The sequence below is a fragment of the Streptomyces sp. NPDC029216 genome (assembly GCF_040648015.1).
In the GTDB taxonomy this organism is placed as follows: Bacteria; Actinomycetota; Actinomycetes; order Streptomycetales; family Streptomycetaceae; genus Streptomyces.
Genome location: NZ_JBEZWL010000104.1, coordinates 1 through 26,412 on the forward strand (window position 1 = coordinate 1; position 26,412 = coordinate 26,412).

Consider the following 26,412-nt stretch of genomic DNA (forward strand, 5'->3'; position numbering starts at 1 on the left):
CGGGGCACGGCGCGCACCGCCCCGGCCGGCGGCCGTGGGGGCCGACGGCCGTACGGCGCCGTCCCGGGGCACCGCCTTCAGCGCCTCCAGGGCGGGCGCCTGGACCACCACCGGCAGCGCCCCCGGCCCCCCGCGCGGCTCGTGCCGGGGCGGCATCCCGTCGGAGGGGGCTCCCGCCGGCAGCATCGGCGCGGGGCTCACGTTCACGCAGCCGGAGACCGCCGAGACGGCGCAGGCGGCTCCGAGGAGCAGTTTCGTCGTGGTTCGGGTTGGATGCACCCGCGCAACTCTGCTGTGCGAGGGCCCCGTTGCGAAAACCCTGAGCCGATATTCACCCCGCACGGGTGACGCGGAGGGGATGTCCGGCGGACACCGCCCGCCCCGACCGGTCCCCGGTCAGTCGCCCGTGACCCCGTCGATGTGCTCGCGCAGCAGGTCGGCGTGCCCGTTGTGGCGGGCGTACTCCTCGATCATGTGCGTGTGGATCCAGCGCAGGCTGAACGCCTCGCCCCGGTGGTGGCTGGCGGGGTCCGAGGCCGCGTCCAGGGAGCGGCCCGCCGCCGCCCGCCGGGCCAGCTCGACCTCCTCGCGCCAGACCTTCTGAGCGTCGGCCCAGGTGTCGGCGTCGGTGAACTCGAAGTCCCCGTCCCGGTTCTCCTCGGTGCTGTACAGGTCGGGCAGCTCCTCGCCCAGGAAGATCTCCCGGTACCAGTACCGCTCCACCTCCGCCATATGCCGGACGAGGCCCAGCAGGCTCAGCGCGGAGGGCCGCAGCGGGGTCCTGCGCAGCTGCTCCTCGGTCAGGCCCTCGCACTTCCAGGCGAGGGTGGCGCGGTGGTAGTCGAGCCAGCCGTCGAGCATCTCCCGCTCGCCGGCGGTGGTGGAGGGTTCGGAACGGTGGTCGGCCTGTGAGATCGTCATGGACGCCATCCTGGTCGAACGCGCCGTCGCCGACCAGGGATTAAGCTGCGGAGTCCCATACGGCACATACCAGGAGGCTTCCGGTGAAGGTCGGCGTCATCGGACTGGGCGACATCGCGCAGAAGGCGTACCTGCCCGTCCTCACCACCCGTCCCGGGGTCGAGCTGCACCTGCAGACCCGCACCCCCGCCACGCTGGAGCGGCTCGGCGCGGTCCACCACGTCCCCGAGGGCCGCCGCCACGCCTCGCTCGACGCGCTCCTCGCCCAGGGCCTCGACGCGGCCTTCGTGCACGCGGCGACCTCCGCCCACCCCGAGATCGTGGAGCGGCTGCTGGAGGCGCGCGTACCGACGTACGTGGACAAGCCGCTCGCCTACGAGCTCGCGGACTCGCGGCGCCTGGTCGAGCTGGCCGAGGAGCGCGGCACCTCCCTCTTCGTCGGCTTCAACCGCCGCCACGCGCCCGGGTACGCGCAGTGCGCCGACCTCCCGCGCGATCTGATCGTCATGCAGAAGAACCGGGTCGGGCTCCCCGAGGACCCGCGCACCCTGGTCCTGGACGACTTCATCCACGTCGTCGACACCCTGCGCTTCCTGCTGCCCGGCGAGGCCGACCACATCGACGTCCGCGCCGTGGTGCGCGAGGGGCTTATGTCACAGGTGGTGCTCCAGATGTCCGGTGACGGTTTCACCGCCCTGGGGATCATGAACCGGCTGTCCGGGTCCACCGAGGAGGTCCTGGAGGTGTCCGGCCAGGACTCCAAGCGCCAGGTCGTCAACCTCGCCGAGGTCATCGACCACAAGGGCCAGCCGACCGTGCGCCGGCGCGGGGACTGGGTCCCCGTGGCCCGCCAGCGCGGGATCGAACAGGCCGTCGACACCTTCCTGGAGGCCGTGGAGACCGGCAAGGTCCTCGGCGCCCGGGACGCCCTGCTCACCCACGAGCTGTGCGAGCGGGTGGTGCTGACGGCTCTGGAGCAGGCCTCGCGACCCTGACCGCCCGCGCACCCCGCGCCGCGCAGTACAGGGCGAGCGCGGCCAGGGACGCCGCGCCGGGCCAGTTCCCGAAGCGGACGAAGAGGGTCGTGCCCCGGGCGCGTGGCACCTCGTACACGGCCGCCGTGCTCGCCGAGGCGGGCAGGGCCGCGCCGATCCGCTCTCCCGAGGGCCCGAAGACCGCGCTGACCCCGGTCAGCGTGGCGTGCACCATCGGACGGCCGGTCTCGGCGGCGCGCAGGGCGGAGAGGGAGGCGTGCTGGGCCGGCGCCCAGCTGTGCTGGAAGGTGGAGGTAGACGACTGGGCGACCAGCACCCCGGCCCCCTCGTCGACCAGGTGCCGGCTCATGTCGGGGAAGGCCGACTCGAAGCACACCAGCGGGCCGATGCGGACGCCGCCGGGCAGGTCCATGACCACCGGGGCGGCGCCCCGCATCCGGTCCTCGCCCGCCGCCTTGCCCACGGAGGTGGCCCAGCCCAGTACCGCGCGGGCCGGTATGTACTCGCCGAAGGGCACCAGCCGCATCTTGTCGTACCGGTCCCCGGTGGGGCCCTGGGGCCCGACCAGCACCGAGCTCTTGTAGATCCCCGGCCGGTCCGAGCGCCGCGCGTCCACGTTGACCAGCAGCGGGGCCCCGGTCCGCGCGGACAGCTCCGCCAGCCGGCGCGCCAGGTCGGGCCGCGCCGCCAGGTCCGCGCCCACGCTGCTCTCGCCCCACACCACCAGGTCGGGCCGCGTCCCCGGCAGGTCCGCGGTGAGGCGCTCCTCGACGGCGAAGCGCTGCTCCCCGCTGTCGGCCCCGTCGACGAGGCCGGGCTGTACGACGGCCACCCGCAGCACGCCCGACACCTCGGGGCGCGGCAGCCACAGCCACACCACCCCCGTCAGCACCGCGCACCCCGCCACCGAGGCCACCGCCGCCACCCGCGCGCCCGGGGCGGCGACCAGCAGCACCACCGCACAGTTCACCGCCACCACCAGCAGGCTCACCAGCCACACCCCGCCCACCGAGGCCAGCCGGAGCGCCGGGGCCACCTGCCACTGACTGGCCCCGAGCAGCCCCCACGGCCCGCCCAGCCCCTGCCAGGACCGGGCCAGCTCCGACAGCAGCCACCCCGCCGGTACGAGCAGCAGCGCCGCCGCGGCCCGGCCCGGAGCCGGCGCCCCGCCGAGCAGTTCCCGTACCAGCAGGGCCCACGGGATCCAGAGCAGCCCCAGCAGCGCGGCGAGGGGCACCAGGAACACGTGCAGGCTCGGCAGCAGCCAGTGGTGCACCGCCACGATGAACCCCGCCCCGCCGAGCCAGCCCTCCAGCGCCGCCCGGCGCGCGGTGGGGGCGGAGCGCAGCAGCAGCAGCCAGGGCACGAGGGCGACGTACGCCAGCCACCACAGCGCCGGGGCGGGGAAGGCCAGGCAGGGGAGCGCCCCGGCGCCCACCGCGCCGGCCGCCCGCCACCACCGGGCCCGCCCGCTCCGCCCGGTGCCCCCGCTGCCCCCGATCAGCCCGCTGCGCCTCGCGACCATGACGTGCCTCCGCCTCCAGTGTCGGACCGTGCCCGGCGGGCCGCGCCCCGGCCCGGGCCCGCGCGCTCGCTGCCGGTGTTCAGGCCTGCAGGTGGCGCCACTTCTCGTGCACGGTCACCCCGGTGAGCCGCCAGCCCTCCGGGGTGCGGGCGAGCGTGAAGGTGTAGCGCCCGGCGGCGACGAAGTGGGGGGCGGTGCCCCGGTCGCCGTCGCCCGCCAGCCGCATCGGGTTCAGGAAGTCGGCCAGGACCCGCGCCGTGTCCCCGGGGGAGCCGTCCCGGTCCTCCAGCAGGATCCGCCGGTTGACGATGAGGTGCTGGCGCACCGGGAACAGCCGCATGGTCTCCGCGAGCCAGTCGGCCACCTCCCCGGCCGGCCCCGCGACCCCGCCCGCCGAGCTGTAGTCGGCCCGCCCGGCGGGGGTGAACAGGGCGCGGTAGGCCGCCCAGTCACCGTCGTCGACGGCCGCCGCGTACCCCGAGACCACCTCGTCGACGGCCAGCCGGTCCATCACCGTCGCCAGGTCCACACGCTGCGTCATCGGGTCAGTGTGCGGCCGGGGACCCACGAGGCCAAGGGGCGTGCGGCCCCCGGATCTTCCCGGCGCCGGTCAGTGGCCGGAATGCGCCTCCCGCTGCCGGATCACGACCAGGAACGCGTCACTGGCCAGGTCCATCACCACCTCCACCGGCACGCCCTCGCGCATCCGCTGGGCCGCGTACTCCTCCGCGGGCCAGCTGCCCCGCGGACTCCCGGCCGGAAACCGCTCCAGTACCACCCGATGCATGGGACACCCCCTGCTGCTCTCCGTTCAGGTCTCTCCGGGCACAACGACGCGAAGGCCGCCCGGGAACGTTCCCGGGCGGCCTTCGGCGCGGAAGGGTGGGCCCCGCAAGCCGGACTACGAGCCGGACGCGCCCGCCTCCGCGCTGAGCACGCCCATGCCGATGAACACGAACAGCACGATGCCGAGACCTTCCACGCCGGCGACCTCGTGGCCCATGTGGGTCTCCCTCTGGAAGGGGGCGGCGGGAGATGGCCAGCAGGGGCTGGCCCAGGCGAATCCTCGCGAACTCCTCGGAGGCTGGTCGCCCGCCCGAGACCGGCCGCCACGGCGCATCCAGGACGGCGAATACGCGCTCAATCAGGCCGAGGTCGCACTGGCGCTGACTGGGCATCGTCTCGACAACCTCCGAGAAGGCACCTGACAAACGGTCCCGGTCCGCCAAAGTCACCTATCCATAGGCTATTTTGACTGGCCTATCTGTCTCAAACCGACTTCCATAACGAACGAAGGGAGCACGCCATGAGGATCACCAGGACTGCACGTAGGACGCGGGCCAGGATTGCCGTGTCCATCGCGGCCCTGGCCGCGGGCTCACTCATACTCACGGCCTGCAGCGGAAGCAGCGAGGGCGCCAGCAAGCTCGACGGTACCTACTACGTCAAGGACGTCAACGGCACGTCCGACCTCGGCCAGCTGGTCGTCAAGGGCAACACCGTCTCGCATCATGAGTACAGCTGCGATGGTGTCTACGAGAAGCCGGGCGTGACCAGCACCGGCGAGTTCAACAAGGATCAGTCCCAGATCATCTGGACGGTCGCCGGAGACGACAGCCGCAACAAGCGGACCGGCAGCGAGTCGATCTCAACCAGCAACACCTCGATCAGCATCAGCGGTAGCGCGTACGTGCGTGACAACTCCGATGCCGGCAAGGCTCTGCTGGACGGCTTCAAGGCCAAGTGCGGGAAGTAGCGTCGACGTCCCGCTCGGCCGGCCAAGCAGCGCAGAACCCCGTGGACATCGCGTCCACGGGGTTCTGTCCTTCCTCGGCTGGTCAAGCCTCTGACGTCTACTCCTGAAGCTGCAGCGCCCGGTATTCCTCGATCGTCTCCGGCGGCCGGCCGTACTTCGGGGCATGCCGCTCGACGAAATCGAGTTCGGCCCATGCCTCTGGCCTCCGAATCCTCGACTGGGCCACCACGACGAACACCACGGCGCTGACCCCGATGTTGGACAGACACCACCCCGTCAGCAGCACCATCAGCACCACAGGCAGATCATTCTCGATCTCCATGGTGCCCAAAACGCCCAAGCCTGCGCCGTTGACCAGAAGGCCCGACACGTACCCCTCGAACGAGCCGACCAGACGCGCCAGGATCCTCGGCTCGTCACGATGCCGCACGGCGCGCACCATCTCGCCGACGAACACTACGGTAGCCACAGCCGCCGCAGTACTCAGTGCCAGCTCACGGATCCCGGTGACCCACCATCGCGCCGAGCTCCACCAGCCACGAGGGAACTCGCCGCGAAGCCTTGGTCCGAGCCTCATGCTCCTCTCCTTCTCACGCGCCTCAATGGACAACGCACCCGGTGAGGTTGATCGTTCTCACCGGGTGCGTCAGGCCTCCACGCTCGCCCTCGATCGGACGATCAGTCCTCCTCGCGCCGGCCTCGGCGGGGGCCAACGGCCGGCCGCTGCTGCGGCTCCGGGGTCTCCACGCTCTGAGGGGTCGGATCGGCAATCCGGGGCGGACGCGGAACCGGAGCCTGCCGCGGCGAAGGAGCCGGCGGCCGCGGAGCATGAGCCCGCGGGGCAGGCGTCTGGCGCGGCGTCGACGTCGACGTCGACGCCTGGATCGAACCCGGCTGACGCGCTGCCTGCGTCCGAGCCGGAGTCCGCGCACCAGGCGCAGCCGGAGTCTGACCCACAGCCGGAGCACCGGCCCCTGGCTGCCTCGGAGCCGAGGAGCCGTCGCGGCGCGCGTTGTTCACGGGCAGCAGCCGGTCACTGTTCGCCTGCGCCTCGGCCTGCTCCTGCCGTGCGGGCGGCCGGATGGTGGTCTGGGCCCGAGCCGGGGCAGGGGTGCCCTGAGCGGAGCGCGTCGGACGCGTGCTCGGCGCACCCGACTGTGTCGGAGCAGGAGCCGGGGCAGGCACAGCGTCGCCGCTGAAGCGCTGCGGTGCAGCCTGCTGGTCGCTGCCCTGTTGGCTCTGCGCACCCTGGGAACCCGCGCCGAACTGCGTCGGTTCCGTCTGACCGGCGACAGCCTTACGGTCTCCGCCGGTCGGGGCAGAACCAGCGCCGTTGGCGCCGTTCTGGCCCTGAGTACCACCACGAGAACTCGACGGCTCCGTCGACGAGGAAAGTACCTCGCCGCGGATGACCTTGTGGCCGTCCGCGGTGTACCCGAGGTTCGACAGGCCACCCTGGTTGCTCAGACCCTGCGCCGTCTGCTTGTCCGAGCGCGAGCTGCCCGCTCCGCCACTCGTCAGCTGCAGCGGACCACCCTTGTCGGCGTGTCCGTCGCGACCGGGCGCGCCCAGAACGCCGGCGGGACCGATGCCGCCCGGCAGAGCCTTGACGCCGTCGCTGCCGCCGCCGGAGCCACCATTACCAGGACCACCATCCAGCGCCGGGCTGTCCGGGCCATCCGGTCCGTCCTGCCCGCCACCCTCGAGGGTCAGCTGCTGCTTACCTGACGTCAACTCCTTGGCGTCACCGTTCGTGCCGCCGGCGTTCGTCGACGCCGTCTTGCCCTTGGGCTTGCCCGTGCTCGGGGACGCCGGACCGCTGGTCTTGCTGTTGAACCCGTTGGCGAGCTTGTTGCCCATGGCCATACCCGCGCCAGCCCCCGCACCCGAGGCCAGAGCGGGCATCAGCCCACCCTTGTCCGGCTTCGGCGTGTTGTTCGTCTCGAGGAACTTGTCCACGAGCTTGGTGACCACCTCGTCCATCGCCTGCAGCACAGTCTTGCGCACCCGTAGCAGGGCGAAGGTGATGCCCATGATCACCAGCGAGGAGATCAGGGTCAGGACCACCACGATGATCCCGCCGAGCGCAGCGCTGCCCCACAAGCCACCCGGGCTCATGAAGCTCGACACGGGGCCGGCCATGATGTCCGGGACCGAGATCAGGAACTCCGAGACGAACTGGTAGACGAATAGCGTGACGAGGACTTCCAGGATCATCGCCGTGGAGTAGACGATCACTTTGGCGATCGCCTGCATGGCGCCCAGCGTCGCGAACGGTACGGCGGCCACCAGGCCGAAGGTCCGCTTGATCGCCCCGGCCAGCATGCCGATGGCGTACCAGAAGCCGAGCAGGACGATGGAGCCCAGGACCGTGGCCGAGTTGCTCCAGTACATGAACTTCGCCGGCCCCGTGCCCACCTGGCTGACGGCCATGTGGTTCTCGCGGGTGAACCCGCTGGTGGCGTTGTTCGACGAGTACATGGCCAGTGAGCTGGGGTTGAACCCGGTGTTGAGGTAGTTGTACGCCGCCAGGGGAGACAGGTTGCATGAGGAGGGTGTCTTGCCCACCGTGAAGCCACAGCCACCCTTCGTCCCCGTCGTGGTGAAGACCGTCGAATCCTTACCGGGACGAGAGGAGGTCAAGCCCGTGCCGTCGGTCGAGATCACCGGGTGATCGACCGGCTTCGGCCCGTTTTCCTCACCGAACTCCTTCACGTCGCCGTAGCTTTTCTTGTCGACGAACCAGCGCTTCTTGGTATCCGAGCTCTCGTCCAGCTGCGTGATCGAGCTCTTGATCCCCGACTCGAAGTCGGAGGCTGCGATCTCGTTGCTCGCGATGTACTTGGCGATGATCCCGAAGGTCGAGAACACCGCTTTGAAGTCGTCCGAGGCACGGCCTCCGTTGACGGAGACGGTGCCGTCCTTCCAAGCCGACTCGGCGTCTTTGGCCTTCGTCCCGATGTTGATGCCGTTGAACGTCGCCCCGTGGGACTGCTTGTTGATCGCCAGCGCACTCGTGCGCACAGACATCATCGCGTCCGGGCTGGCCTGGTCATCGTCCCAGGAAACAGTGGCCTGGTCCGGAATCCCCAGGCGGTCGTTCATCATCCACGCCTCGAAGTCGACGTAAGTGCTCAGCACGACGCGCGTCGGGCCGGCGTGTTGACCGAGAACGGAGTCGTCGAACTTTCCGAGCACGCTGGAGTACATCGACCCGACGAGCGGCAGGCCGACGCCGATGAAGACGACGCGCACGATGAGCTTCTTGATCGCCGAGCCTCGGTCCATCTTCTTGAACAGGACCAGGCCGATGAGCAGGAAGCCGATGAAGATCGGCACGAGCGCCTGCCAGGAGATGTCGACGAGCAAGCCGTACCAGCCGCTGATCCAGTGCTGCAGACCCGAGAGCGCGCCGCCTCCGGTATCGCCTCCGGTCATACCCTCGGCAAAAGTCGGATTCACCGCCGCGACCGCGTTGTAGAACCACAGGAAGGGGTTGATGAGCTTCAGGAACTGGATGATGACGTAGAACAGCGTGCCGACCGCGAGCGCCAGGGCGTAGAGGACCCAGATGATCGACCCCCCGATCACGCTCACGATCTGGCCGCCGATGCCCGAAGACATCGTGTCCAGGCCAAGGTCGTTGTTGGCCGCCCCGAAGTGCGCGTAGTCGAGCATGCCCGAGTACTTGGCGTTGCCCTTGTCATCTTTCGCGGCCAGGGTCTCGTAGGTGACGGTCTGCGAGGACCCCGACACCTCGGCGAAGAACCAGCCCACGATGTTGCCCAGGCTGAACTCCGGGTCGGCGTAGCCGAGAATGGAACCGCCCGAGGCCGGGCTGGACGTGACCGGCTTCCAGTTCGCGTGCATGCCCTTGTCGTTCTGCGGCGAGTTCTTCTCGCTGAAGTACGAGCTCGCGTTCGAGGCCAGCTGGTAGAGGCTGTAGTTGTCGCGCTCCTTCTTGTCGTCCGCAGACGCCGGCGAAGACGTCGCCATCATGAAGACCGGCACGAGCAGCGCCGCCAGGAGCATGAGGGCGAGCCCGCGCGCGGGCCTGCCAGGGCGGACTGCACCCACGCTGTGGCCGGCCCGGGCACGCAGCCTCGCCACCGCCGTGATCGTCCGGTTCATGGTCTCTCCTCTGCTCCTCGTCCTCGTATCAGCGCTGACCTCGCTCATGTCTTTTCCAGCTTCTTGGGCCTGGGCCTTGTTGCTGGTCGCTTTACGTTGTCCTCGGGCCGCTGCAGCCTCTTGCCGTCGTTGCGCTTGATCGCGTCAGCCTGGCCCGCGTCGGCCTCACCGCCGTCGCCCTCGCTGTGCTTCCGGATGCTGGTGAGGTTCGCGCCCGGCGTCGGCTTGTCGTGCATGATCGAGTCCATCCGCGCCGTCTCTTCGGCCTTGGCCGCCTCCAGTCGGACCTGCCTGCGTTGGGCCTCGCGGTAGGGGTTGATCCCCAGTGCCAAATCCAGGTGAAAGACCACGTTGGAGACGCCCCGGCGCAGGTACGTGAGGTTCTCGTCCTTGGTCGTGATGAGTCGGGCGAGATCCGGCGGGATCCGCTGGTGCAACTGCTTCTGGTACTCCGCCACTGTTTTGTCGCGCATCGGGCCGAAGAGCGTGTAGTCCGCAGCGTCGAACTTGTTGAAGTCGCTGTCGGCCAGCATCTTGTCGACGTCGTTGTAGCTGTAGACCACCCGGCCGCCGCGCTCGTGCATATGGTCGAACTGGTCCTTGAGGTACTTCTTCACCCGGTCGTCGATGTGCTCGGTGCCGTGGATGATCACTGTGTCGCCGATTCCCAGCTTGCCGACGGCGAAGCCGACGATGTTCACCAGCTGCGCCATCGCCACGCCCTTGCCGCGGCGCATGAGCCGCGAGAAGTCGTAGACCACGCGCCGTGAATCCCGGACCCCGTCCACGGCCGAGGCCGTGTGGTTGTTGAACAGGTCGCCGTTGGTGCTCAGCATCGCGTTGGCGATGCCTCTGAGCACGTTGTAGGCGCGCAGCTGGTCCGGGTCGGTCTTGCTGGAGTTCAACAGCGCCTTGTGCGCGGTCGCCAGGTAGGAGACGAACATCTGAAGACGCGGCACCTGGGTGTGCGGGATGTTCACCACGCGCAGGCGGTTGCGCTGCTCCTTGGCGTTGTGCCGCCACATGCCCTGCTCGACGTAGAAGTCCGTGGCGGTGTCTTCGAGGGCACTGCGGATGATCGAGCCGACGGCACCATCGGTGGTCTCGTAGAGCTGCTCGAACATCAGCTTGAGCTTCTCCATCTGAGCGGAGAAGACCGTCAGCTCGTCCTCCTCCTCGCCGAACATTTCGAACATGTTCACGTCGCCCTGGTTCAGGTCCACGCGCGAGGTGAGCCGCTCGAACCTCGGGCCGAGCTTGTCGAGGTTCGCCCCGTCAAGGACGAGGTGGACGACCTGGCCGTTGTTCAGCAGCGTCGCTTGCGAGATCTTCGAGCACCACATGTTGGCCACCCGCTGGCGGTCGAGGTACTCGCTGAGGGTGGCGTCGGCGACGATCACGTGGTGGTCGTAGGCGTTCACGTCCATGAGCACGGCGCTGTTGTTGACGTCGCCGACCATGTAGCCGACGTACTCGCCGCCCTTGTCGTTGAGGCCGTTGGTCACCAGCGAGTACGAGCCGGCCAGCTCGGTCGACGTGAAGTGGAAGCCCTTGCCCTTCTTCTTCTCGTTGTTCTTCCACAGGCCCGAGAGCTCCTGGCGCTGCTCGCCGGCGTAGGGCGCAGCCTTCAGCGTGCCGAAGCGGTCGATGTACAGGCGCGTGACCCGGTCGATCGTGTCGTCCAGGGTCGCCAGATCCGGGGCCTTGAGAAAGAGCCGGTTGTGCACCGAGAGGTAGCTCGCGCCGTCTTGGAGCTCTCCGATCGTGACCCCGAGGTCACCGGAGATCTTCGCGGCCTTGCGCTTGGAGGAGGTTGTGCCCGTCTCCTCCTGCTCGTTGGCATCGAGCCGTTCCAGCTTCTCGGACTGTTTCGTATATGAGTCGATCCACTTGTCGTCCATCCGCTTGACCTGCTCGAGCACGACCGCGGTGACCCGCTCGTCAAGGCCGTCCGGGATCCGATCGATGCCCCAGAAGGCGGCGAAGTTGTCGTGCGCGGCGTCGTCGTGGAAGTACGCCAGGATGCAGGCGACCGAGCCGTCGACCTCGAAGTAGTCGGAGCGGAAGACGTACTTCTCCTTCGGCTTCAGTGCGAGCAGATGCGGATAGGCGTCGAATGCGCCCTGGAGGTGCTTCACCTCCCGGCGGCGCTGCCACCAGTTCTTCTTCGGCTCGGCGGCTTCGTCGGCCACGCCGTGAGCTGCCGCGGTGTTCTGCGCGCCCTCAGCCTCAGCGGCGTCGTCCGCGGGCAGATCACCGACCAGAAGCTCCCCGCTCTCATTCGTCTCGTCAGGCTTCTTTCCCGGGACGCCGAGCTGTGCCCGGACTTTCGTCATCAGCGCCATGGTGTCCTTCGTTCGTTCCTCGTCGTGTGGGTCGGCCTGGCGCTGTCAGTTCAGCGACGTCTTGAGATCGAGCAGTTCGTCGTCGATGCCCTGGTAGAAGACCCGCAGCATCGGCTCGACCTCCTCGCGGTCGAGGATCGTGGCTTCCTTGATCATGAGGGTGGAGCCGCCGACCTCGGCCTGGAGGACTTGGTGTCCCTTGCGCAGTGCGTCGGTGTTCTTACCCTTGAGCAGCAGGTACTGGTGGATCGAGGGGAACTTCCCGCCCACGTGCTGCGTGAGGATGTCGTACTGCTCGTTCTGCAGCTCGATCAGATCGGGGTCACGGAGCTGAAGGGCCTGGTTGCGCTGCTCCAGGTTCGCCACCTGGTGGTAGATCCGCTGCGGCTCCTTCGTTGTGATGAAGCTGTGCTCGCAGGTCGTCTCGACCTTGCGCCAGAAGGAGTCGACCCGGTCGAGGATCCCGATCCGGTCCTCGTCGAAGAGCAGATAGCTCGCTGAGCCGACGACCAGGTAGACCCGGCCTTCGCCGCCGTCGGAGAAACGGATCAGCCCGTCCTCGTCGATCCCGTCGATGCCGACGATCGAGTAGAAGTCCGTGGGGTTCGAGCTCCGACGGGTGAAGACGTGGCGGGCCTTGCGGGGCACATAGGCAAGGAGGGCCGGCACCCGCATGATGCGAAGTTCCTTCGTCTTCATCAGCCCGCCGAAGTAGGCGATCGCCGCCAGTCCCCAGAGAACGAAGAACGTGATGGCGACTGGGCCCGAGCTCGCGACGAACGTCGCCGTGCTGAACCACAGCAGGGCGAGGATGCCGCCACCGAAGAAGAGCAGTTGCTTGATCGGGGAGGGCTTCGCCGCCCAGCCGCCCTTGCTGAGCGTGATCTCGTGATCTAGAAAGCTCCTGTTCAGCGAACTTGGCACCTTATAGGACAGTTTCGCCATGAATCTCCCATCCCCCCTGCCACCGCAATGGCCATTGCTCGACCTGTCGAGAAGCCTTCATATACGAGGCGCGCGAATGGCATCCTATCTTAGATAAGTCATTCGAAACGAGAGTGAAAGGGACTCGGATGGCGGCGTGGGGCGAGTCTGACTGGCGGATCCGAGTCATCCGAGCACTGCCTGCTCCGAGTGCCGAGGGGAGGGCGTGCCCGGCGCCGCGCAGTGTCTCCTTGACCGGATCAGGCACCGAGAGCACTCGCGCGTGGTGCATTTGATGCACCACGCGCGCATACACCAGAGCGTCGGGGCGCCGGCCGTGGCCGTGACGAGCCGCTGGACCAACCCCGGGACCGCCGGCGCCTTGTGGTGCAGGTGCTCGCTCGGCAGGGCGAGCTGCTCGTTCAAACCCTCCAGGGCCCGGACGGATCCCGCTGCGGGTGCCGCCTCGTTCCCTGTCCTGAAATGGCAGCAGCGGGCCCCGAGGTCCGGGACCCGCTCCCACTCGTCACTACCCGGCCGCCATCAACCGAACGACGGGACGATCTTCTTCTTGCCGCCCTCCTTCTTCCAGGAGATGCGGGCGTCGAAGGTCTTGCCCTTGGCCGAGACGAAACCCGTGACCTGGATGGTCTTACCGGCCGCCAGGTCCTTGCGCTGCGCATCGGTGAAGGTCACCTGGCACCAGGACCGAGGTGGGTCGTCGTCGGAGCCGAAATCAGGGATGATCTTCCTGGCCTTCGCGTCCCAGGTGACCTTGCAACCGAAGGTCTTGCGAGTCCGCGCGCTGACGAAGTCGTCGATCTCCAGCGCCTGGCCCGCCAGGAGCGCCGCGACCTCCGCCGACGTGAACGTCCGGCCAGACCACTTCGTCGGCTTGTCCGGCACCTCCAGCTGGAACCCGACGAACTTGCGACCCCTGAAGTTGCCGACGCCGAGCGCACCGGTGGCCGGGAAGGGCTTGTTCTCCTTCGGCCTCGCCTCGAACGAGATCGTTTCGCCCGCGAGCAGCTTTGCCACCTCGTCATCGCTGAACTCGTGGCCCGACCAGACCTTCTTGAAGGCGACCCTCTTCGGGCCACCTGGAGCGGCCTGCCACACGCCCTCGGCGCAGGTGGCGCCGACCTGCTCTTTCAGGCCGGGTTCGGCGCGCATGGGCGAGGCGTTCTTCGTCATCGTGGCGAGCTCATTTCGCCGGCTTGCGCCGGCCTGAGCTTCTGGCCCTTCTCGGTCGGCAGCGGGTACTTCGCCTTGTCGCTGGTGACCTCCGAGTACGTCGAGGCGCGGGTCGCACCTGTACCCACGTCGCACTTCTCCAGCTGCTTCACGAGCCACTTCAGCGTCGGGTGCTCGGGGCGCTTGTTCGCGTCCCCGAAGATGAAGGGCTCAGCGTTCCGGCCCAGGCCCTTGCCGGACTCGTTGCCGTCGCCCTCGTCCGCGTCGTCGCCTGTATCCGGATCGAACACGGTCTTCCCGCCGGGGCTCTCGGGCACGTTGGCGATGCCGACCAAGTCCGGGTACTTCTCCAGCCGGCCCTTCCGCTGCTCATAGAGGTAGTCCTCGGCGAGCACGGCCGGGTAGTTCTTCGGACCCGGACGGTTCGCGCCGTGCGCGCCCTGGGGCTTCACGTGCGTGGAACGAGGCTGCCGGTGAGGCGCGGCGCGTCCTCGGGGCGCGAGGCCGGCGCGGCCATACCCGCACACCCGGGTCCTGGACACAGAGACCCGACAACCCCACGCCCTGCATCGCTGACGGACGGAAAAGAGCTTCTCCTTGCTCCTCGCGGTCATCGGATCGGCCGCCCTTCCCGCTCGCGTTCGAGCCTCGACTGCTTCCTGGTCGCCTCCCGGGCCATGTCCCGGAGATGGATCGCTTCCTTGTGCGTGATCGGCGCGTCATGAAGGTTGTGCGAGCCCCGCAGGAAGTTCTCCGTGCGGTCGGCGATGGAGTATGCGAGCGCCTGCTCGATCACCGCGCTGGTCTGGCGCACCTCGCCCAGCTCGTCGCGCAGCTTGCGCAACAACCCGTCCCGCTCGCGTTCGGCAGCCTCGATGCTCATCAACCGTGTCAACACGCTGCCCAGCAGCGGGTCGCGGGAGCGGAACAGCTCCACGGCGCGCTCGGTGGCAGGATCGGCATCAAGGTGCATGTCGAGCTGTGCCAACAGGAACGCCATCACCAGCGTGCCCTGGCTCAGCCGCCGGCTGAACTCCCGAGCGGCGCTGTCGCTCACGCCCAGCTCACGGACTGCGGCTGCTCGCAGCTGTTCCCGCAGCGCGTTCATGACGCTCTCGGGCAGCGCCTTGATGTGCGGCTGGCTCTGCACGCCGACGAGACGGAAGCCCGACTGGGGGAGCGTGGCGGTCTCGGCTGTACTGCCCGAGCCCCTTTTCGAGGGCGCGCTCTGCACCGCGCGCCGATCACCGGTGAACTGCAGCGATCCGGGCCCCACCTGCTCGGGTTCGTCCGGTGCGGCGCCGTCGTCATGAGCAGCGATTTCGGCTGTAGCAGCGCCCTCCACGTCCGGCTGTGCCCCGGGAGCGGAAACGGCATCGGCCGCAGGGCCCGTCGGCACACCGCCCGGGAGCACCCCGTCAGCGGTGTTCTGCCCGCCGCCGGCGCCACCGCGCTGATTGGATCTGCCGGCGCGTTCGGAGTTGCCAACGTCGGGCTCGTGGTCCTGCTCCAGGTTCGGGCGATCCGTTTCGGCTTCCCCATCGAGATCAGCCCGCGGGCCTTCACCCTCGAGTTGATGAGCCTGGACGCGCTTCAACTCCTCGCTCGCACCACGCCGGTAGGCGTCGAGGAAGGACGTGTCCACATCCATCACCTCGTCGGTGGGCGTGGCCGCCTCCAGCATCTCTGCGAAGTCCCGGCTCATACGAGCTCACCGTCCTCGTCGTCGAGCAGGTAGTTGTCGCCGCGGGTGAGCCCGATCAGCGAGTCGAAGCCCGTGGTGACGACGCGTTCGAGGTTCGCCGAGTTCTTCGCCAGCGCCGCGACCTGATCGACGAGCTCATTGAGCCGCGCGATCTCCAGGGTCGGCAGGTCATAGTCGAGGTTCTCGCGCCGGATCTTCTCGACCACCGCCTCGGCCACGTACTCGCTCACCGAGGAGAACCCGCGCTTGTCGGCCCAGTACTCCGCGCGCTGCTTGTCGTCCGAGCTCAGCCGGACGAACATGCCCTGGCGGCCACCGCTGCTGCTCTGTGTCCTGCCCGGCAGCTTCTTCTTCGCGCCGCGCACAGGTTGCGTCGTCTTGTCCAACTCGTGTGCAGCAGTCATCTGCGGCTTCTCCATGCCTTGCCTCGCCAATCCGTTAAGTCGCCTTATCGGCGCTGGTGGATAAGACATCTGCCACTCTTTGTGTTTCCTGTCGAGCATCGGCAGAGTCGAAGACGCGCCCAGTCGGCCCCCTCGCCACGCATTGCCGCAGCCGGTGGTCCTCTGTCTGATGGGCGCCCGCTCAGGAGGCGGGCAGGGGAGTTGACGTCGCGTTCGTCGTGCAGTCGACAAGTTCCTGGGTGAACCTCGGGGACTGCCAGATCGCCTTGTCCTTGTCGTTCGGCAGGTGTTCGACGATCGACCCGGTGCCGAGCGGCGCACCGCCGGCGAGGAAGTGCAGCGTCTCCTGGCTGAAGCCTGCCTTGTACACCGAGGTCGCCAGGCACTGGCCGGCCGCCGCGTAGGTCTTCTTCTGGCTCTCGTCACGGGCGTAGGAGGAGAACATCGAGACCAGGCCCTTGGTGAGCTCGATGGACGAGCTGACTGGCTGATCCGCGCGGACTGGGTAAGCAGGCTTCAGGTTCGGCTTGCCCACCACTGGCTTCGCGGCTGCCTCCGGCGGCGTGTAGCTCTGGGCCTTGGGGCTACCGCTGTCCGGAAGTGCGGCCTCGATGACGCATCCGTCGAAGTCCTTGCGCAGTGACCGCGAGGCCAGGAGCGCGGCGTCGTCCTCGCTCACCTTGTTCAGTCCGCCGATGACTGTGCCTATGTCGTCGCTGTCGGCCTTGACGATGTAGGCCAGTGCCTTCTCCGACATTCCCGCCTTCCGCACTGCGCTACCCAGGCAAGCTCCGCTGTCCTCTCCGGAGCTTCCGGCGCCTTGGAAGGCGAGCTTGTCCAGCGCCTTGCCGAGAGCCGTGTCGGCGACCTTGGCTGTGCTCGCCGCCGGGCTTGATGTAGGCGACGGCTGTGTCTCCTTGGCCGTTCCGCCGTTGCCGCTGGAGCACCCAACGAGCACGACGCCCGCAGTCAGCGCCGCAGTGGAGAGTCCAACCTTCCTCGTCCTCCAGGTCCTCATCTCTTCTCGCCTCACATCCCCTGTTGCCGACCAGTCTGATTGGATCCACTGGTCTCTGAGGGTATCTCATTCGAGTGGCCATTGAATGATGGCCTGCGATGAGTCGGAATGTCGCGAGATAGAGGATGTAGAGGCTGCAAAGAGCGGGACTCGGTTGGGCAGAGTGCCTGCGGGCCCGTCTGGCGCTTGGGGATCAACAGAGTTGATCCGGAGGGCTCTGCGAAAGCAGGGCGCAGCCTGGTGCAAGGAACCGCCTTGCCTCGCAGTCGAGATGGACTCGACCTGCTGCGGTCGGCTCCCTCGGACCTTCGGCGCAGTGATCGCGTCCATCGCCTGCGACCGGGAGTTCATGCAGGGGCCACGCTCTGACGCGCGTCCACTTTCGGAAGGAGAGCGCCGGACAATGCACGGCGCGAACCACCCAGACCTTGGCGTTGCCTGGGGTACGACCCGCCAGGGCGCAGCAAGCGCTGGCCCCAACCGGTCAGCACCGAGGCTGTGAGCCCATCCCGGTGGTGAATTCCCGCCACCGCGAACCGCAAGGTCCAGGAGGCACCCGAGGACCTCACATACGACACGAGCGTAGATGCCGCCGCCGGCGTCTTCCGCGCCGCCAACACCACCACGACGGACGGAGACACGGCATGGTGCTCGCGATCGGCGCGCTGCTCGGCTGCGCCGCCACTCTGCTCGCCCTCGCCATCCGGCGCAGCCTGACCCGCACGCCGCACTGCGGGTGGTGCGCGACCGCCTCGAACTGGCCCACCTCCCAGCACGACGCCCTGCTCTGCCGCGGCTACGTCCAGGACCGCCGCCGCGAACGGCTGCGCGACATCAGGCGCGGCCGCCCCGTCGAGGAGCCGAACCAGTGGGGCGAGGCGTACCTACTCGACGAAGAGATCGCCCAGCGAACGAAAGCCGACGCATGAGCACCGCGACCACCACGGCCGCCGCCGGCTTCGCCCAGGCGCTCGCCGGGCCGGCCGACGGATACCCGACCGACCCGGAGGGCACAGCGCCCGTGATCGCCGAAGTCACCGACCCGGCGACAGGCGAGCAGTACCGGTCCCGTTCCCGCCCCGCTCCCGCACCACCTTCACTAACCGATCCATCCGCAAGCCCGTGAACGTCTCCACCCACAACGACTCAGCCCGCAACACCCCCATACAGGCAAAATGCCACGGACCGAGCCTTCGGCAACCTTTAGGCAGTGTCTTCAAAGTGGTCTGAGGCCATAGGAACAGGGGCGCGATGGTGACGGCTGCCTGATAGGACTCGCGGGTTTTGTCGTATCGAGTGGCGATCACGCGGTACTGCTTGAGTCGGTTGAAGCAGCGTTCGACGACGTTGCGTTTCCTGTAGAGGTGTCTGCCGAAGGCGCACGGTCCCGTCTCCGTTGCGGCCGCGGCGGGATCGGTTGGCCCGCTGGTCACGGCGTTCGGGGATGGTGCGGCCGATCCCGCGTTTACGCAGTTGGGCACGTATCTTGCGGGAGCCGTAGCTCTTGTCGCCCAAGACGTGGTCCGGGCGGGTCGGGGCCGCCCGGGCTCGGCCCGGCGGACCTTGACGGTGTCCATGACCTCCTCGAAGAGGGTGCAGTCGGCGGCGTTGCCGCCGGTGAGGACGAAGCCGAGAGGCCGGCCGCGGCCGTCGCAGGCCAGGTGGATTTTCGTGGTCAGTCCGCCTGGGGATCGTCCGCGGGCGTGATCACATATTTCGTCCCGCTGCCCTGCCCCTTTTTACGGGCGCCCACGGCATGCTGACGGGCCCGCTTGACCGTGGAGTCGACCGACACCAGCCAGCCGATGTCACCGGTCGCGTCCTTCTTGGCCTGGGCGGGCGGCCGGCATTCGCGTGAACGTCCCGTCCAGCACCCACCTGCGGAAACGCGTGTACAGGGTCCTCCAGGGCCCGTACCGTGCCGGCACGTCACGTCACGCCGACCCCGTCCGCGGCATCCACACGATTCCGTTCAGTACCCGCCGGTCGTCCAACCTCGGCCGTCCCGAGGACGACCACGGCAACAGCCCGGACAGCGCTTCCCACTCCACATCCGTCAGCTCATGATGACGCGCCATGCCGACCTGATGGTGCATCAGAACCCTTTGAAGGCACGCCCTGATGCAGGTCAGGTGAATGCCGGGCTGGGGGGCGCCGCGCCGTGGTCTGGTCGGGAGTGGCCGGTTACTCGGCGAAGAACGCGAGTTTGATCGGCGAAGCCGATCCGGGGCTCGGAATGGCGAGGTATTCGATCAGCGTAGCTGTCTCGGAATTCGTCAGCTCATGACGACGTGCCATGCCGACATGATCCCGCATCAGAACCCGCTGGTGGCACGCCTTGACGCAGGTCAGGTGAAGGCCGGCCTGGGAGGCGTCGCGCTGCGGTGGTCTGGTCGGGAGTGGTCGGTTGCTCGGCGAGGAGCGTGAGTTTGATCGGCGAAGCCGATCCGGGGCTCGGAGTGACGAGGTATTCGATCAACGCAAGCTGTCTCGGAATTCGTCAGCTCGTGACGACGCGCCGATCCGACTTGATGCCTCATCAGAATGCTTTGAAGAAACGCCTAAGGCAGGCGCGGTGGATGCCGAGCTAGGGGACATCACGCTGTGGTCTGGTCGGGAGTGGCCGGTTGCTCGGCGAAGAACGCGAGTTTGATCGGCGAAGCCGATCCGGGGCTCGGAATGACGAAGCATTCGATCAGCGCAGCTGATTCGGGTGAAGCGTTGAAAGAGAAAATCATCTGATCGGCGAAGCCGATCCGGATGGTGGCATGACGGACAACTGAATATCTCAGCCCAATCAGCCAACTGCGCGCGGACGACGTCATCGATCCGGGCGCTTTGCTGTATTCGAGGAGAAGAACTCATGCCGAACGCTCGGAACAACGGGCAGCGGGGCCGATCGGTGGCGCGGCCCAGACAGGTCTCGGCCAGAACCTGGCAGTAGTCGGGTTCGGTGAAGTTTGAGGCTCTGTACGGCCATGGTGCGCATCTTGAGGCCGTCGGATTCGGCAGCGAGCGTGTAGCAAAACGGCTCGTTCAGCTTTGTGTTGCACCCATCGGGGTTGGCCGCGATCAGGCCGGATCCCGCACTTGCCCCCCTTTCCCTGAACACCCATGTATGGGCATCGCTTTGTGCTGCCCGCGCAGTAGGAGGAGAAACCTGATGAATCACGAGTCCACGACGTTGTCGGTCGCGTTCAACGGGGCCGATAACACGGGTAAGACCACGCAGATCGGCCTGCTGGCCCGCCGGATCGGTCCGGCTGCGGCGCTCGCCGGCGCCCTGCACGACCACGACTCTCGATGGACCGATATCCAGGGCGACATGGCCGGATGGTGGTTCGAGACGAGCCGCATCGAGGAGTTCGTGGACGTCCTCGCGTCTTCTTACCTCGCGCGATCCGCCGCCCCCGGCGTCGGGAGCCTGCGACTGTTCGACCGGGGCATCCCCATGCTGGAGGCGTCGGTCGCCGCCACCGTTGCCGTCCGCGAGAACCTGGCCGCCCCGGCGGCGGCCGACCGGGCACGGGCCCTGCTCGAACCGTGGGCCACGGACCTTCGCGTCGCCGAGAACGCTGAGCTTTCCCTCTACCTGGCGTTCTCCAATGAGATCGACAAGAACGTGGCCCACAGCCTCGCCCACCAAGCGAGCGTCACCCCGCCCTACGACCGCTACCAGCAGGCCCTGCACGAACGACTCCACGTCATGGCCACCGAAGAGGGCCGCTTCTCGCACACGGTGCTGATCGGTGGCCGCTCCATCGTCGAGGTGCAGCGGGAAATCCGGCGTCTGCTGCACCCGCGGCACCCGGCCGTCCCTGCCCGTGCCCTGGACGGGGTGCAGATCATCGCGCTCGCCGGGCTGTCCGAGAGCGGCAAGAGCAGCGCCGGCGAGTATCTGCGCATGCGACACGGCCACGCCCGCCTCAAGATCGGGTGGCTGCTCGACACCGCCGCCGCGCACGCCGGCCTAGCCGACCCGTACGCGGTCACAGAGGTCGTCCAGGCCGAGTTGATCGTCGACGCCCTGGATCGCTATCTGACGGCCCACCACTACCTGACCGACGTGACGATCGAGTCGCTGCACTCCTTGGAGTCCACCGCCGAACTGCGACGACTGCTCGGACGGCAGGTCACCGTCACATACCTCGACACGCCTATGGCGGCCCGCCGCGCACGCAGCGAAACCGGAGCCGACGACGTGGTCGTGCGCGACCTCGTCAAGGAGAGTCGAGGCGCGGACAGGATCGCGGGCATCGCGGACGAGGTGATCGACAACTCCGGTACACGGCTCGGCCTGGAGCGCCGCTTGGACGCGCTGTTCCTCGATCGCCACTGGCCCGCACGGCACCCGGAGACGCAGCCCGTGAACATGCTGGGCCTCCCGATCAGCCTGGAGTCCTACCTGCACAAGCTGCTGGACCGCACCACCGGCGGCGCTGACCCGGTGGTGGACCTGCTGGCCGTCACGGGGTCCGCTGCCAAGGGCAGGTACCGGAGCGGGTGGAGCGACCTCGATGTGCTCGTCGTCGCCGACAACGCCCGTTTGGGTCCCCTCGCCGACGTGCTGGCCGAACTCCGCCCCGACCTGGAGGGTGTCAAGCTCGGCGTCAGCGTCGTCACGCTCGCCGAATGTCGCACCGGCAACCTGTCCGTTCGGCTCCAGCACGTGCTGGCCCAGATCGGTGCCGGTGCCATCACCCCGCTGTGGGTCCGAAACGGCCTGCGGCTCCCCGCTCCGGACCCGGCCGCCATCGTGGCCGCCACCGTCATGAACGGGGTCCAGGCAACCTTCGACATCCGCCGCCAGATCCTCGCCGGCGCCGGCGATCTGCACGCCCTCTACAAGGTGACGGCACTGTCCGCGAAGGTGCAGTTGGAGTTCCGCCGCGTACCGGTCTCCGCCGACGAGGACGCCCTGACCACGCTCCTCGGCGCCCACGGCCACGACACCTCCCTGGCCCGCACCGCCCGTACCGACCGCGCCGCCGCCCTCGAGGTCGCCCGGATCGTCCTCGACCTGTGGGACCACACCATGAAGGGAGTTGAGCAGTGACCGACGCAGTCTTCGCGAAGGACTTCCCCGATCGCACGGCCGCGATGGGGGAGGTTCGTGGCCACCGCCTGATCAAACACCGTCTCTCCGTTCCCCGGCTCCATGGTCTTCACGACGGGCCGGACGGCAGCCAGGTGGTCTTCGACGACGTGTTCGCTCAGGGACGGTGCGAACTCCTCCTCGGCGACCTCATCGCCCTCGCCGACCGCGACCCGAGCCACATACCCCGTCTCGTCAAGCTCGTTGAAGCCGTGTGTCACGACCTGACCACCGCCTTCACGCACGAACGCCGATACCCCCTGAGTAGCTGCGTTCCCACCCTCTACGCCGACCGCATCCGACCCGGTGGACGCCTGGACACCTGGTACCTGAACCCCGGCCACTCCGTCGTTCCGGCCGGAGGAAACGTTCCCGCTCTCACTGTGGCCGACCTCGCCGACCACACGATCACCGTCAACGACCGGCCGCTCACCATCAACCTCCCCGACATCGTCCGTACCACCCGCCAGATCCTGACACCGGACAGCAGCTGGGTGTGCGGACACACTCAGGGAGACCCCACCGAGCCCAACATCGCCGACCCCCTGTGCTGGCTCGACTTCGCACTCGCCGGCCTCAACACCCTTCCGGGCGAAGCCGCCAACCTCCTCTGGTACCTGATGGGCCTGGGCGGCTGGCTCGTCCCCACCTATCAACCCGACACCTACCACCGCACCATGCGCCTCGCCCTCCCGCCCCTCACGACCCCCCGGATCACCCACCTGGACCACCACCCCCGACTCCGACACCTCGACATCCACTACCAGTGGAACACCGGCCCCGGCCGCCGAGCCGCCCTCACCACCGCCCTGCGAGCCCTGCCCGACATTCCCTGGCACGACTTGCGCCCCTTCCTCACCCTCCGCGTCCTCGGAGTCGTCCGTCCCTGGACCTTCACGACGACCGACACCCTCCTGACGCTGATCAAAGCTGCCGAACTCCATCAGACGAGCAGCAACGCCACCGAGTTCTTCACTCAGCACACATTCGAACGGAGTTCCCGTGAACCACGCCCTCCCCATCACTGATCAGTCGCTGAGCGTCCGACCCCTGCTCGGCCGCACTGCTCTGGTCACCGGAGCCACCGGTGGCATCGGCACCGCGATCTGCCGTGCCCTCGCCGCCGCCGGCGCCCACGTCGCCATCGCCCATTACGACGACGACGCGGCCGCCGCCGACCTCCTGGACCAGCTGCCCACCCGAGGCATCGCCGTCTCCGGTGATCTCACCGATCCGAAGTTCTCGGCCGCCGTGATCACCACCGTCACCGACGCCCTCGCACCCGTCGACATCCTGATCAACAACGCCGGCGCCTACCCCCGTATCCCCTGGGAAGACCTGAACGAGGCCGACTGGGAACAGTCCCTCGCCGTCAACCTCCACGCTCCGCGCCGCCTGTGCCAGGCTGTCACCGCGAGCATGACGGCACGCCAGTGGGGCAGGATCGTGAACATCGGCTCGATCAATGCCCTCGTGGGCCGTCGCCAGCTCACCCCTTACGCCACGGCCAAGGCCGCGATGCTCGGACTGACCCGGTCCCTGGCCCGCGATGTCGGCTCGGGCGGGATCACCGTCAACTCGGTCCTGCCCGGAGCGATCCAGGTTCCTGCTGAAGATGCCCTCCCGCCCGCCGCCCGGGTGTCCCCCGAGCACCAGATCGCCCGCCAGTGCGTTCCCCGCCGCGGGCGGCCGGAGGACGTGGCCGCCGCTGTCGCCTTCCTGGCAAGTCCTTCGGCCGGGTTCATCACCGGTCAGAGTCTCCACGTTGATGGCGGGTGGGTGATGAGCTGATCTCCTTCGGCCGGGTTCATCACCGGTCGAATTCTCCACGGTGGTGGCGGCTGGATGATGAACTGATCTCCTCGACAGCAACGCCTGAGGAGACACAGTGAAAGAACGCGTCCGTGCCGTCCTGATCACCCCGGCCCGCACCATGCTCATCATCCGCCGCACCATCCCCGGCCGCGACGTCTACCACGTCCTCGTCGGCGGCGGCATCGAGGACGGCGACCCCACACCGGAAGCGGCTCTCCACCGTGAGATCCACGAGGAGATCGCAGGGAAGGCTCACATCGTCCGGCTGCTGGGCACTCTCGCCGACACCGAACGCGAAGAGATCCAGCACATCTATCTCGCCGAGGTCCGTACCTGGGCCTTCGACGACCGTACCGGCAGCGAGTTCACGCGTGCCGATCGCGGCACCTACGAACTCGTCGAGACCCCCCTCAGCACCCCCGAGGCCCTGGCCACCCTCAACCTCCAGCCTCCCACGGTGCTGCCGTTGATCCAGAAGGTCATGTCCGAATGGGCGTGAAGCTCTGCACGGCGCGGTTCGAATCCGCAGTGCGCCGGCTGATCCTCGGCGTACGCCAGTGGGAACACCGTGCAGACCGACCACGGAACAGGTTCGGCTCCTGAGCGCTGCAGATGATCCCTGAGGCGTGTCCCTGGAGATCTATGCAGCTCCAACTACCCCAGCACCCCGGTGCGCGCGCTGCCTTCGGGCAACCGCGGCGCCGGGGTGCTGTTTTTCTTCTTCGTGGCTCGCTTTACTCGCCCCGTGAAGGGCCGTGAGCACAAGGGATCAGCAGAGCTGATCCGGATCTGACGTTGAAGAACATCCTTGTTCCGCCAGGAGTCGGCCTGGCCGACTCCATGAGCGGCTACCGCCTTGCCGCTGCCGCTGCCGCTGCCGCTGCCGCTGCCGTACCCGGCGAGATCATCCTCTTCATCGCGGCAGGAGATCTTGTCAACCGTCTTGCCCCGCCGGGAGCACATGGACGGTACGTCGGCCTGTGGGGCAGCTACCTGGCGCCGACCGTCGGTACCGCGCCTCTCCTCGCCGCGTGGTCGCTCAGCCACGGAGGGGGTGTCACCGCAACTTGGGTTATCTGCGGTACCGGAGTGCTCGGGCTGTCCTGTGCCGGCCCTTGCACTCCAGCATCCGTACCCGGGAACGCACTGACGACGCCGAGGTGTTCCGTCTCCTGGCTGACGAAGCCGGACGGCCTCGTTCACCAGGACCTCGCCGCCGTGGAGGCCGCACACATCTACGGCGGGCGCTGCGAACTCGACGAACTCGTCTTCCTTCGAACCCATGCGGGCGGCCCACCCCCAGCACAAGCACCGACCAAGGAGCACGGACCATGATGAGTTTCCTCAGCCGCACGGCTTCATCGAGACCGAAGAGCAGGAGAGGACCCGGCTGGCCCAGGCCCCCGAAGGCTCGCTGAACCCCTACCTGTCAACTCTGCCCGTGTGACCATCGACGAGTGGCCCGAGGACCTGCTCGTCGAACTGCCCTGGCAGCAGCCGCGCACTCACCAGGCCTACCGCGTCGTCGTGGTGCCGATCGAGTTCCGGAAGGTCGACCTCGCCACCGCCCTGGCCCCGTCGTCACGCGTGTCCGGCGAGACTCCGCACGCCCCGGAACCGCTGTGCGGCTCGTGCGAAGACCACGGCCTGATCACCCGCTTTGACCGGTCCACGGACGGGATCACCGGTCACAGCCGGTGCGACAACGCGCCGTGTGAGGCGGGAGCCGAGACTGCCGCGCACGTGTGCGCCGGTCGCCGCTACTGCCCTCCGTTCCAACGCCACGGCGCCTCCGGATCCGGGGCCTTCGGCCGGTCCCTCCCGGTTCGAAGCGGGCCGGGGGCACCCACCGCACTCCGGTTGGCTCCTCGCGCCGGACGGCAGGATCCAGCCGTAGCCGACCGGCGGCTCGCCTTTTCTGCATGATCAGCGGAGCTGATCCGGTTTGGCCTTCGGAAGATCACGTCCACGCCAGGAGTGCAGCCGTGAGCCAGGCGCTCCGCTGCAGAGCAGCGCCGGGGGGCTCACTGCCGAATCCATCACATCGTCCGGGGGAGATCGCCGCGATCCGCGAACACTTCGGCGAACTGCCCGACTGGAACGACCGCTTCCCGCTGCTCAAGGACGACCGGCAAGGTCGTCCGGCCTCCTCCTACCTGCCCTGTCTCGATGCCCACGATCAGGCGCGGTTCGCGAAGAACCTCTTCGGCGTGCGCGCCTACCGTCGGCCGCCGGCCCGCGAGGTGGAGCGTCTGGACACCAGCACCCTGGGCTGGTTCGCCGTGTTCCGCGGGCTGGTGCCCGTGGACTGGCTCATCGACCGGCTGCGGAGTCCGGCGCAGCATCGAGCGAACGCCTCGCTGCTGCGGAGATGTGAGCGACGGCCGGCGCATCAGGTCGCGACCGCCGGCTCTCTTCGTGGCACGCATTGCTCTCTTCGGCCTCGGCCTTCGAGGTCGCGTCCAATGCTTCACACATCAGGCCACCTCCTTAGACGTCATCTCATTTGGCCAGTCTTCGGTAGCAGATGAGGGTGCAGGCGATGCTGGTGAAGGCGAGGAAGTGGTCGGCTTTGCGTTCGTAG

At 68.0% G+C, this 26,412-nt stretch carries 23 protein-coding genes and 3 pseudogenes; 9 read left to right on the plus strand and 17 right to left on the minus strand.

The features are described from left to right. Positions 1–279 (minus strand): annotated as a pseudogene (locus AB0F18_RS28500) (hypothetical protein); the annotation flags it as partial. A gap of 117 nt (positions 280–396) precedes the next feature. Continuing rightward, positions 397–921: a DinB family protein gene (locus AB0F18_RS28505; RefSeq protein WP_362065753.1), complete on the minus strand. Its 525-nt coding sequence runs from the start codon at positions 919–921 to the stop codon at positions 397–399. Between the two features lie 83 nt (positions 922–1,004). Here AB0F18_RS28505 and AB0F18_RS28510 point away from each other — a divergent pair, with 83 nt between their 5' ends. Beyond that, the gene (locus tag AB0F18_RS28510; RefSeq protein WP_362065755.1) at positions 1,005–1,916 is read left to right on the plus strand and encodes a Gfo/Idh/MocA family oxidoreductase; all 912 of its coding nucleotides are present in this window, start codon (positions 1,005–1,007) and stop codon (positions 1,914–1,916) included. Here the strand turns inward: AB0F18_RS28510 and lnt are convergent. The 3 genes from lnt to AB0F18_RS28525 all read right to left on the minus strand — a co-directional run bounded on the left by lnt (position 1,855) and on the right by AB0F18_RS28525 (position 4,228). After that, a complete protein-coding gene (gene lnt, locus AB0F18_RS28515; protein ID WP_362065757.1) occupies positions 1,855–3,441 on the minus strand; it encodes an apolipoprotein N-acyltransferase in 1,587 nt (528 codons plus the stop codon). The genes AB0F18_RS28510 and lnt overlap by 62 nt on opposite strands. Before the next feature lie 79 nt (positions 3,442–3,520). Further along, the gene (locus AB0F18_RS28520) at positions 3,521–3,982 is read right to left on the minus strand and encodes a nuclear transport factor 2 family protein (protein WP_362065759.1); all 462 of its coding nucleotides are present in this window, start codon (positions 3,980–3,982) and stop codon (positions 3,521–3,523) included. Positions 3,983–4,051: 69 nt separating this feature from the next. Then, on the minus strand, positions 4,052–4,228 hold the full coding sequence (locus AB0F18_RS28525; protein WP_362065761.1) for a hypothetical protein: 177 nt from the start codon (positions 4,226–4,228) through the stop codon (positions 4,052–4,054). Between the two features lie 564 nt (positions 4,229–4,792). On the opposite strand from AB0F18_RS28525, the gene AB0F18_RS28530 reads away from it, so the two are divergent. Further along, positions 4,793–5,197: a hypothetical protein gene (locus AB0F18_RS28530; protein WP_362065763.1), complete on the plus strand. Its 405-nt coding sequence runs from the start codon at positions 4,793–4,795 to the stop codon at positions 5,195–5,197. A gap of 97 nt (positions 5,198–5,294) precedes the next feature. Here AB0F18_RS28530 and AB0F18_RS28535 read toward each other — a convergent pair whose 3' ends face one another. The 9 genes from AB0F18_RS28535 to AB0F18_RS28575 all read right to left on the minus strand — a co-directional run bounded on the left by AB0F18_RS28535 (position 5,295) and on the right by AB0F18_RS28575 (position 16,657). After that, positions 5,295–5,666, minus strand: a complete 372-nt coding sequence (locus AB0F18_RS28535) for a hypothetical protein (RefSeq protein WP_362065765.1) — start codon at positions 5,664–5,666, stop codon at positions 5,295–5,297. Between the two features lie 209 nt (positions 5,667–5,875). Further along, the gene (locus tag AB0F18_RS28540; RefSeq protein ID WP_362065767.1) at positions 5,876–9,328 is read right to left on the minus strand and encodes a hypothetical protein; all 3,453 of its coding nucleotides are present in this window, start codon (positions 9,326–9,328) and stop codon (positions 5,876–5,878) included. Positions 9,329–9,372: 44 nt separating this feature from the next. Then, positions 9,373–11,664, minus strand: coding sequence for a hypothetical protein (locus AB0F18_RS28545; protein WP_362065769.1), 2,292 nt, complete (start codon positions 11,662–11,664; stop codon positions 9,373–9,375). Positions 11,665–11,718: 54 nt separating this feature from the next. Further along, positions 11,719–12,597, minus strand: coding sequence for a hypothetical protein (locus tag AB0F18_RS28550; RefSeq protein WP_362065771.1), 879 nt, complete (start codon positions 12,595–12,597; stop codon positions 11,719–11,721). Between the two features lie 543 nt (positions 12,598–13,140). Next, on the minus strand, positions 13,141–13,791 hold the full coding sequence (locus AB0F18_RS28555; protein ID WP_362065773.1) for a topoisomerase C-terminal repeat-containing protein: 651 nt from the start codon (positions 13,789–13,791) through the stop codon (positions 13,141–13,143). Next, the gene (locus AB0F18_RS28560) at positions 13,788–14,243 is read right to left on the minus strand and encodes a hypothetical protein (protein WP_362065775.1); all 456 of its coding nucleotides are present in this window, start codon (positions 14,241–14,243) and stop codon (positions 13,788–13,790) included. Before AB0F18_RS28560 ends, AB0F18_RS28555 begins: the two co-directional genes overlap by 4 nt. A gap of 158 nt (positions 14,244–14,401) precedes the next feature. After that, positions 14,402–15,496, minus strand: a complete 1,095-nt coding sequence (locus AB0F18_RS28565) for a hypothetical protein (protein WP_362065777.1) — start codon at positions 15,494–15,496, stop codon at positions 14,402–14,404. Further along, the gene (locus AB0F18_RS28570; RefSeq protein WP_362065779.1) at positions 15,493–15,900 is read right to left on the minus strand and encodes a hypothetical protein; all 408 of its coding nucleotides are present in this window, start codon (positions 15,898–15,900) and stop codon (positions 15,493–15,495) included. Before AB0F18_RS28570 ends, AB0F18_RS28565 begins: the two co-directional genes overlap by 4 nt. Positions 15,901–16,081: 181 nt before the next feature. After that, the gene (locus AB0F18_RS28575) at positions 16,082–16,657 is read right to left on the minus strand and encodes a hypothetical protein (protein WP_362065781.1); all 576 of its coding nucleotides are present in this window, start codon (positions 16,655–16,657) and stop codon (positions 16,082–16,084) included. A gap of 905 nt (positions 16,658–17,562) precedes the next feature. On the opposite strand from AB0F18_RS28575, the gene AB0F18_RS28580 reads away from it, so the two are divergent. Then, entirely contained in the window at positions 17,563–17,847 is a 285-nt protein-coding gene (locus AB0F18_RS28580; RefSeq protein ID WP_362065783.1) for a hypothetical protein, read from the plus strand. Positions 17,848–17,982: 135 nt separating this feature from the next. Here the strand turns inward: AB0F18_RS28580 and AB0F18_RS28585 are convergent. The 3 genes and pseudogenes from AB0F18_RS28585 to AB0F18_RS28595 form a co-directional block, all read right to left on the minus strand. Then, a pseudogene (locus AB0F18_RS28585) lies at positions 17,983–18,084 on the minus strand (IS5/IS1182 family transposase); the annotation flags it as partial. Between the two features lie 66 nt (positions 18,085–18,150). Further along, positions 18,151–18,996, minus strand: a pseudogene (locus AB0F18_RS28590) (IS5 family transposase); the annotation flags it as partial. Positions 18,997–19,515: 519 nt separating this feature from the next. Beyond that, the gene (locus tag AB0F18_RS28595; RefSeq protein ID WP_362065785.1) at positions 19,516–19,743 is read right to left on the minus strand and encodes a hypothetical protein; all 228 of its coding nucleotides are present in this window, start codon (positions 19,741–19,743) and stop codon (positions 19,516–19,518) included. Between the two features lie 338 nt (positions 19,744–20,081). Here AB0F18_RS28595 and AB0F18_RS28600 point away from each other — a divergent pair, with 338 nt between their 5' ends. From AB0F18_RS28600 to AB0F18_RS28625, 6 genes are all read left to right on the plus strand, one after another. Continuing rightward, positions 20,082–21,974, plus strand: coding sequence for a nucleotidyltransferase domain-containing protein (locus AB0F18_RS28600; protein WP_362065787.1), 1,893 nt, complete (start codon positions 20,082–20,084; stop codon positions 21,972–21,974). Then, positions 21,971–23,041: a hypothetical protein gene (locus AB0F18_RS28605; protein WP_362065789.1), complete on the plus strand. Its 1,071-nt coding sequence runs from the start codon at positions 21,971–21,973 to the stop codon at positions 23,039–23,041. The genes AB0F18_RS28600 and AB0F18_RS28605 overlap by 4 nt, the downstream gene beginning before the upstream one ends. Then, a complete protein-coding gene (locus AB0F18_RS28610; protein WP_362065791.1) occupies positions 23,016–23,804 on the plus strand; it encodes an SDR family oxidoreductase in 789 nt (262 codons plus the stop codon). Before AB0F18_RS28605 ends, AB0F18_RS28610 begins: the two co-directional genes overlap by 26 nt. Positions 23,805–23,901: 97 nt before the next feature. Next, positions 23,902–24,327, plus strand: a complete 426-nt coding sequence (locus AB0F18_RS28615; protein ID WP_362065793.1) for an NUDIX domain-containing protein — start codon at positions 23,902–23,904, stop codon at positions 24,325–24,327. Positions 24,328–24,623: 296 nt separating this feature from the next. Next, positions 24,624–25,163, plus strand: a complete 540-nt coding sequence (locus AB0F18_RS28620; protein WP_362065795.1) for a hypothetical protein — start codon at positions 24,624–24,626, stop codon at positions 25,161–25,163. A 108-nt stretch (positions 25,164–25,271) separates the two neighbouring features. Then, the gene (locus tag AB0F18_RS28625) at positions 25,272–25,754 is read left to right on the plus strand and encodes a hypothetical protein (protein ID WP_362065797.1); all 483 of its coding nucleotides are present in this window, start codon (positions 25,272–25,274) and stop codon (positions 25,752–25,754) included. The last annotated feature ends 658 nt before the right edge of the window (positions 25,755–26,412 follow it).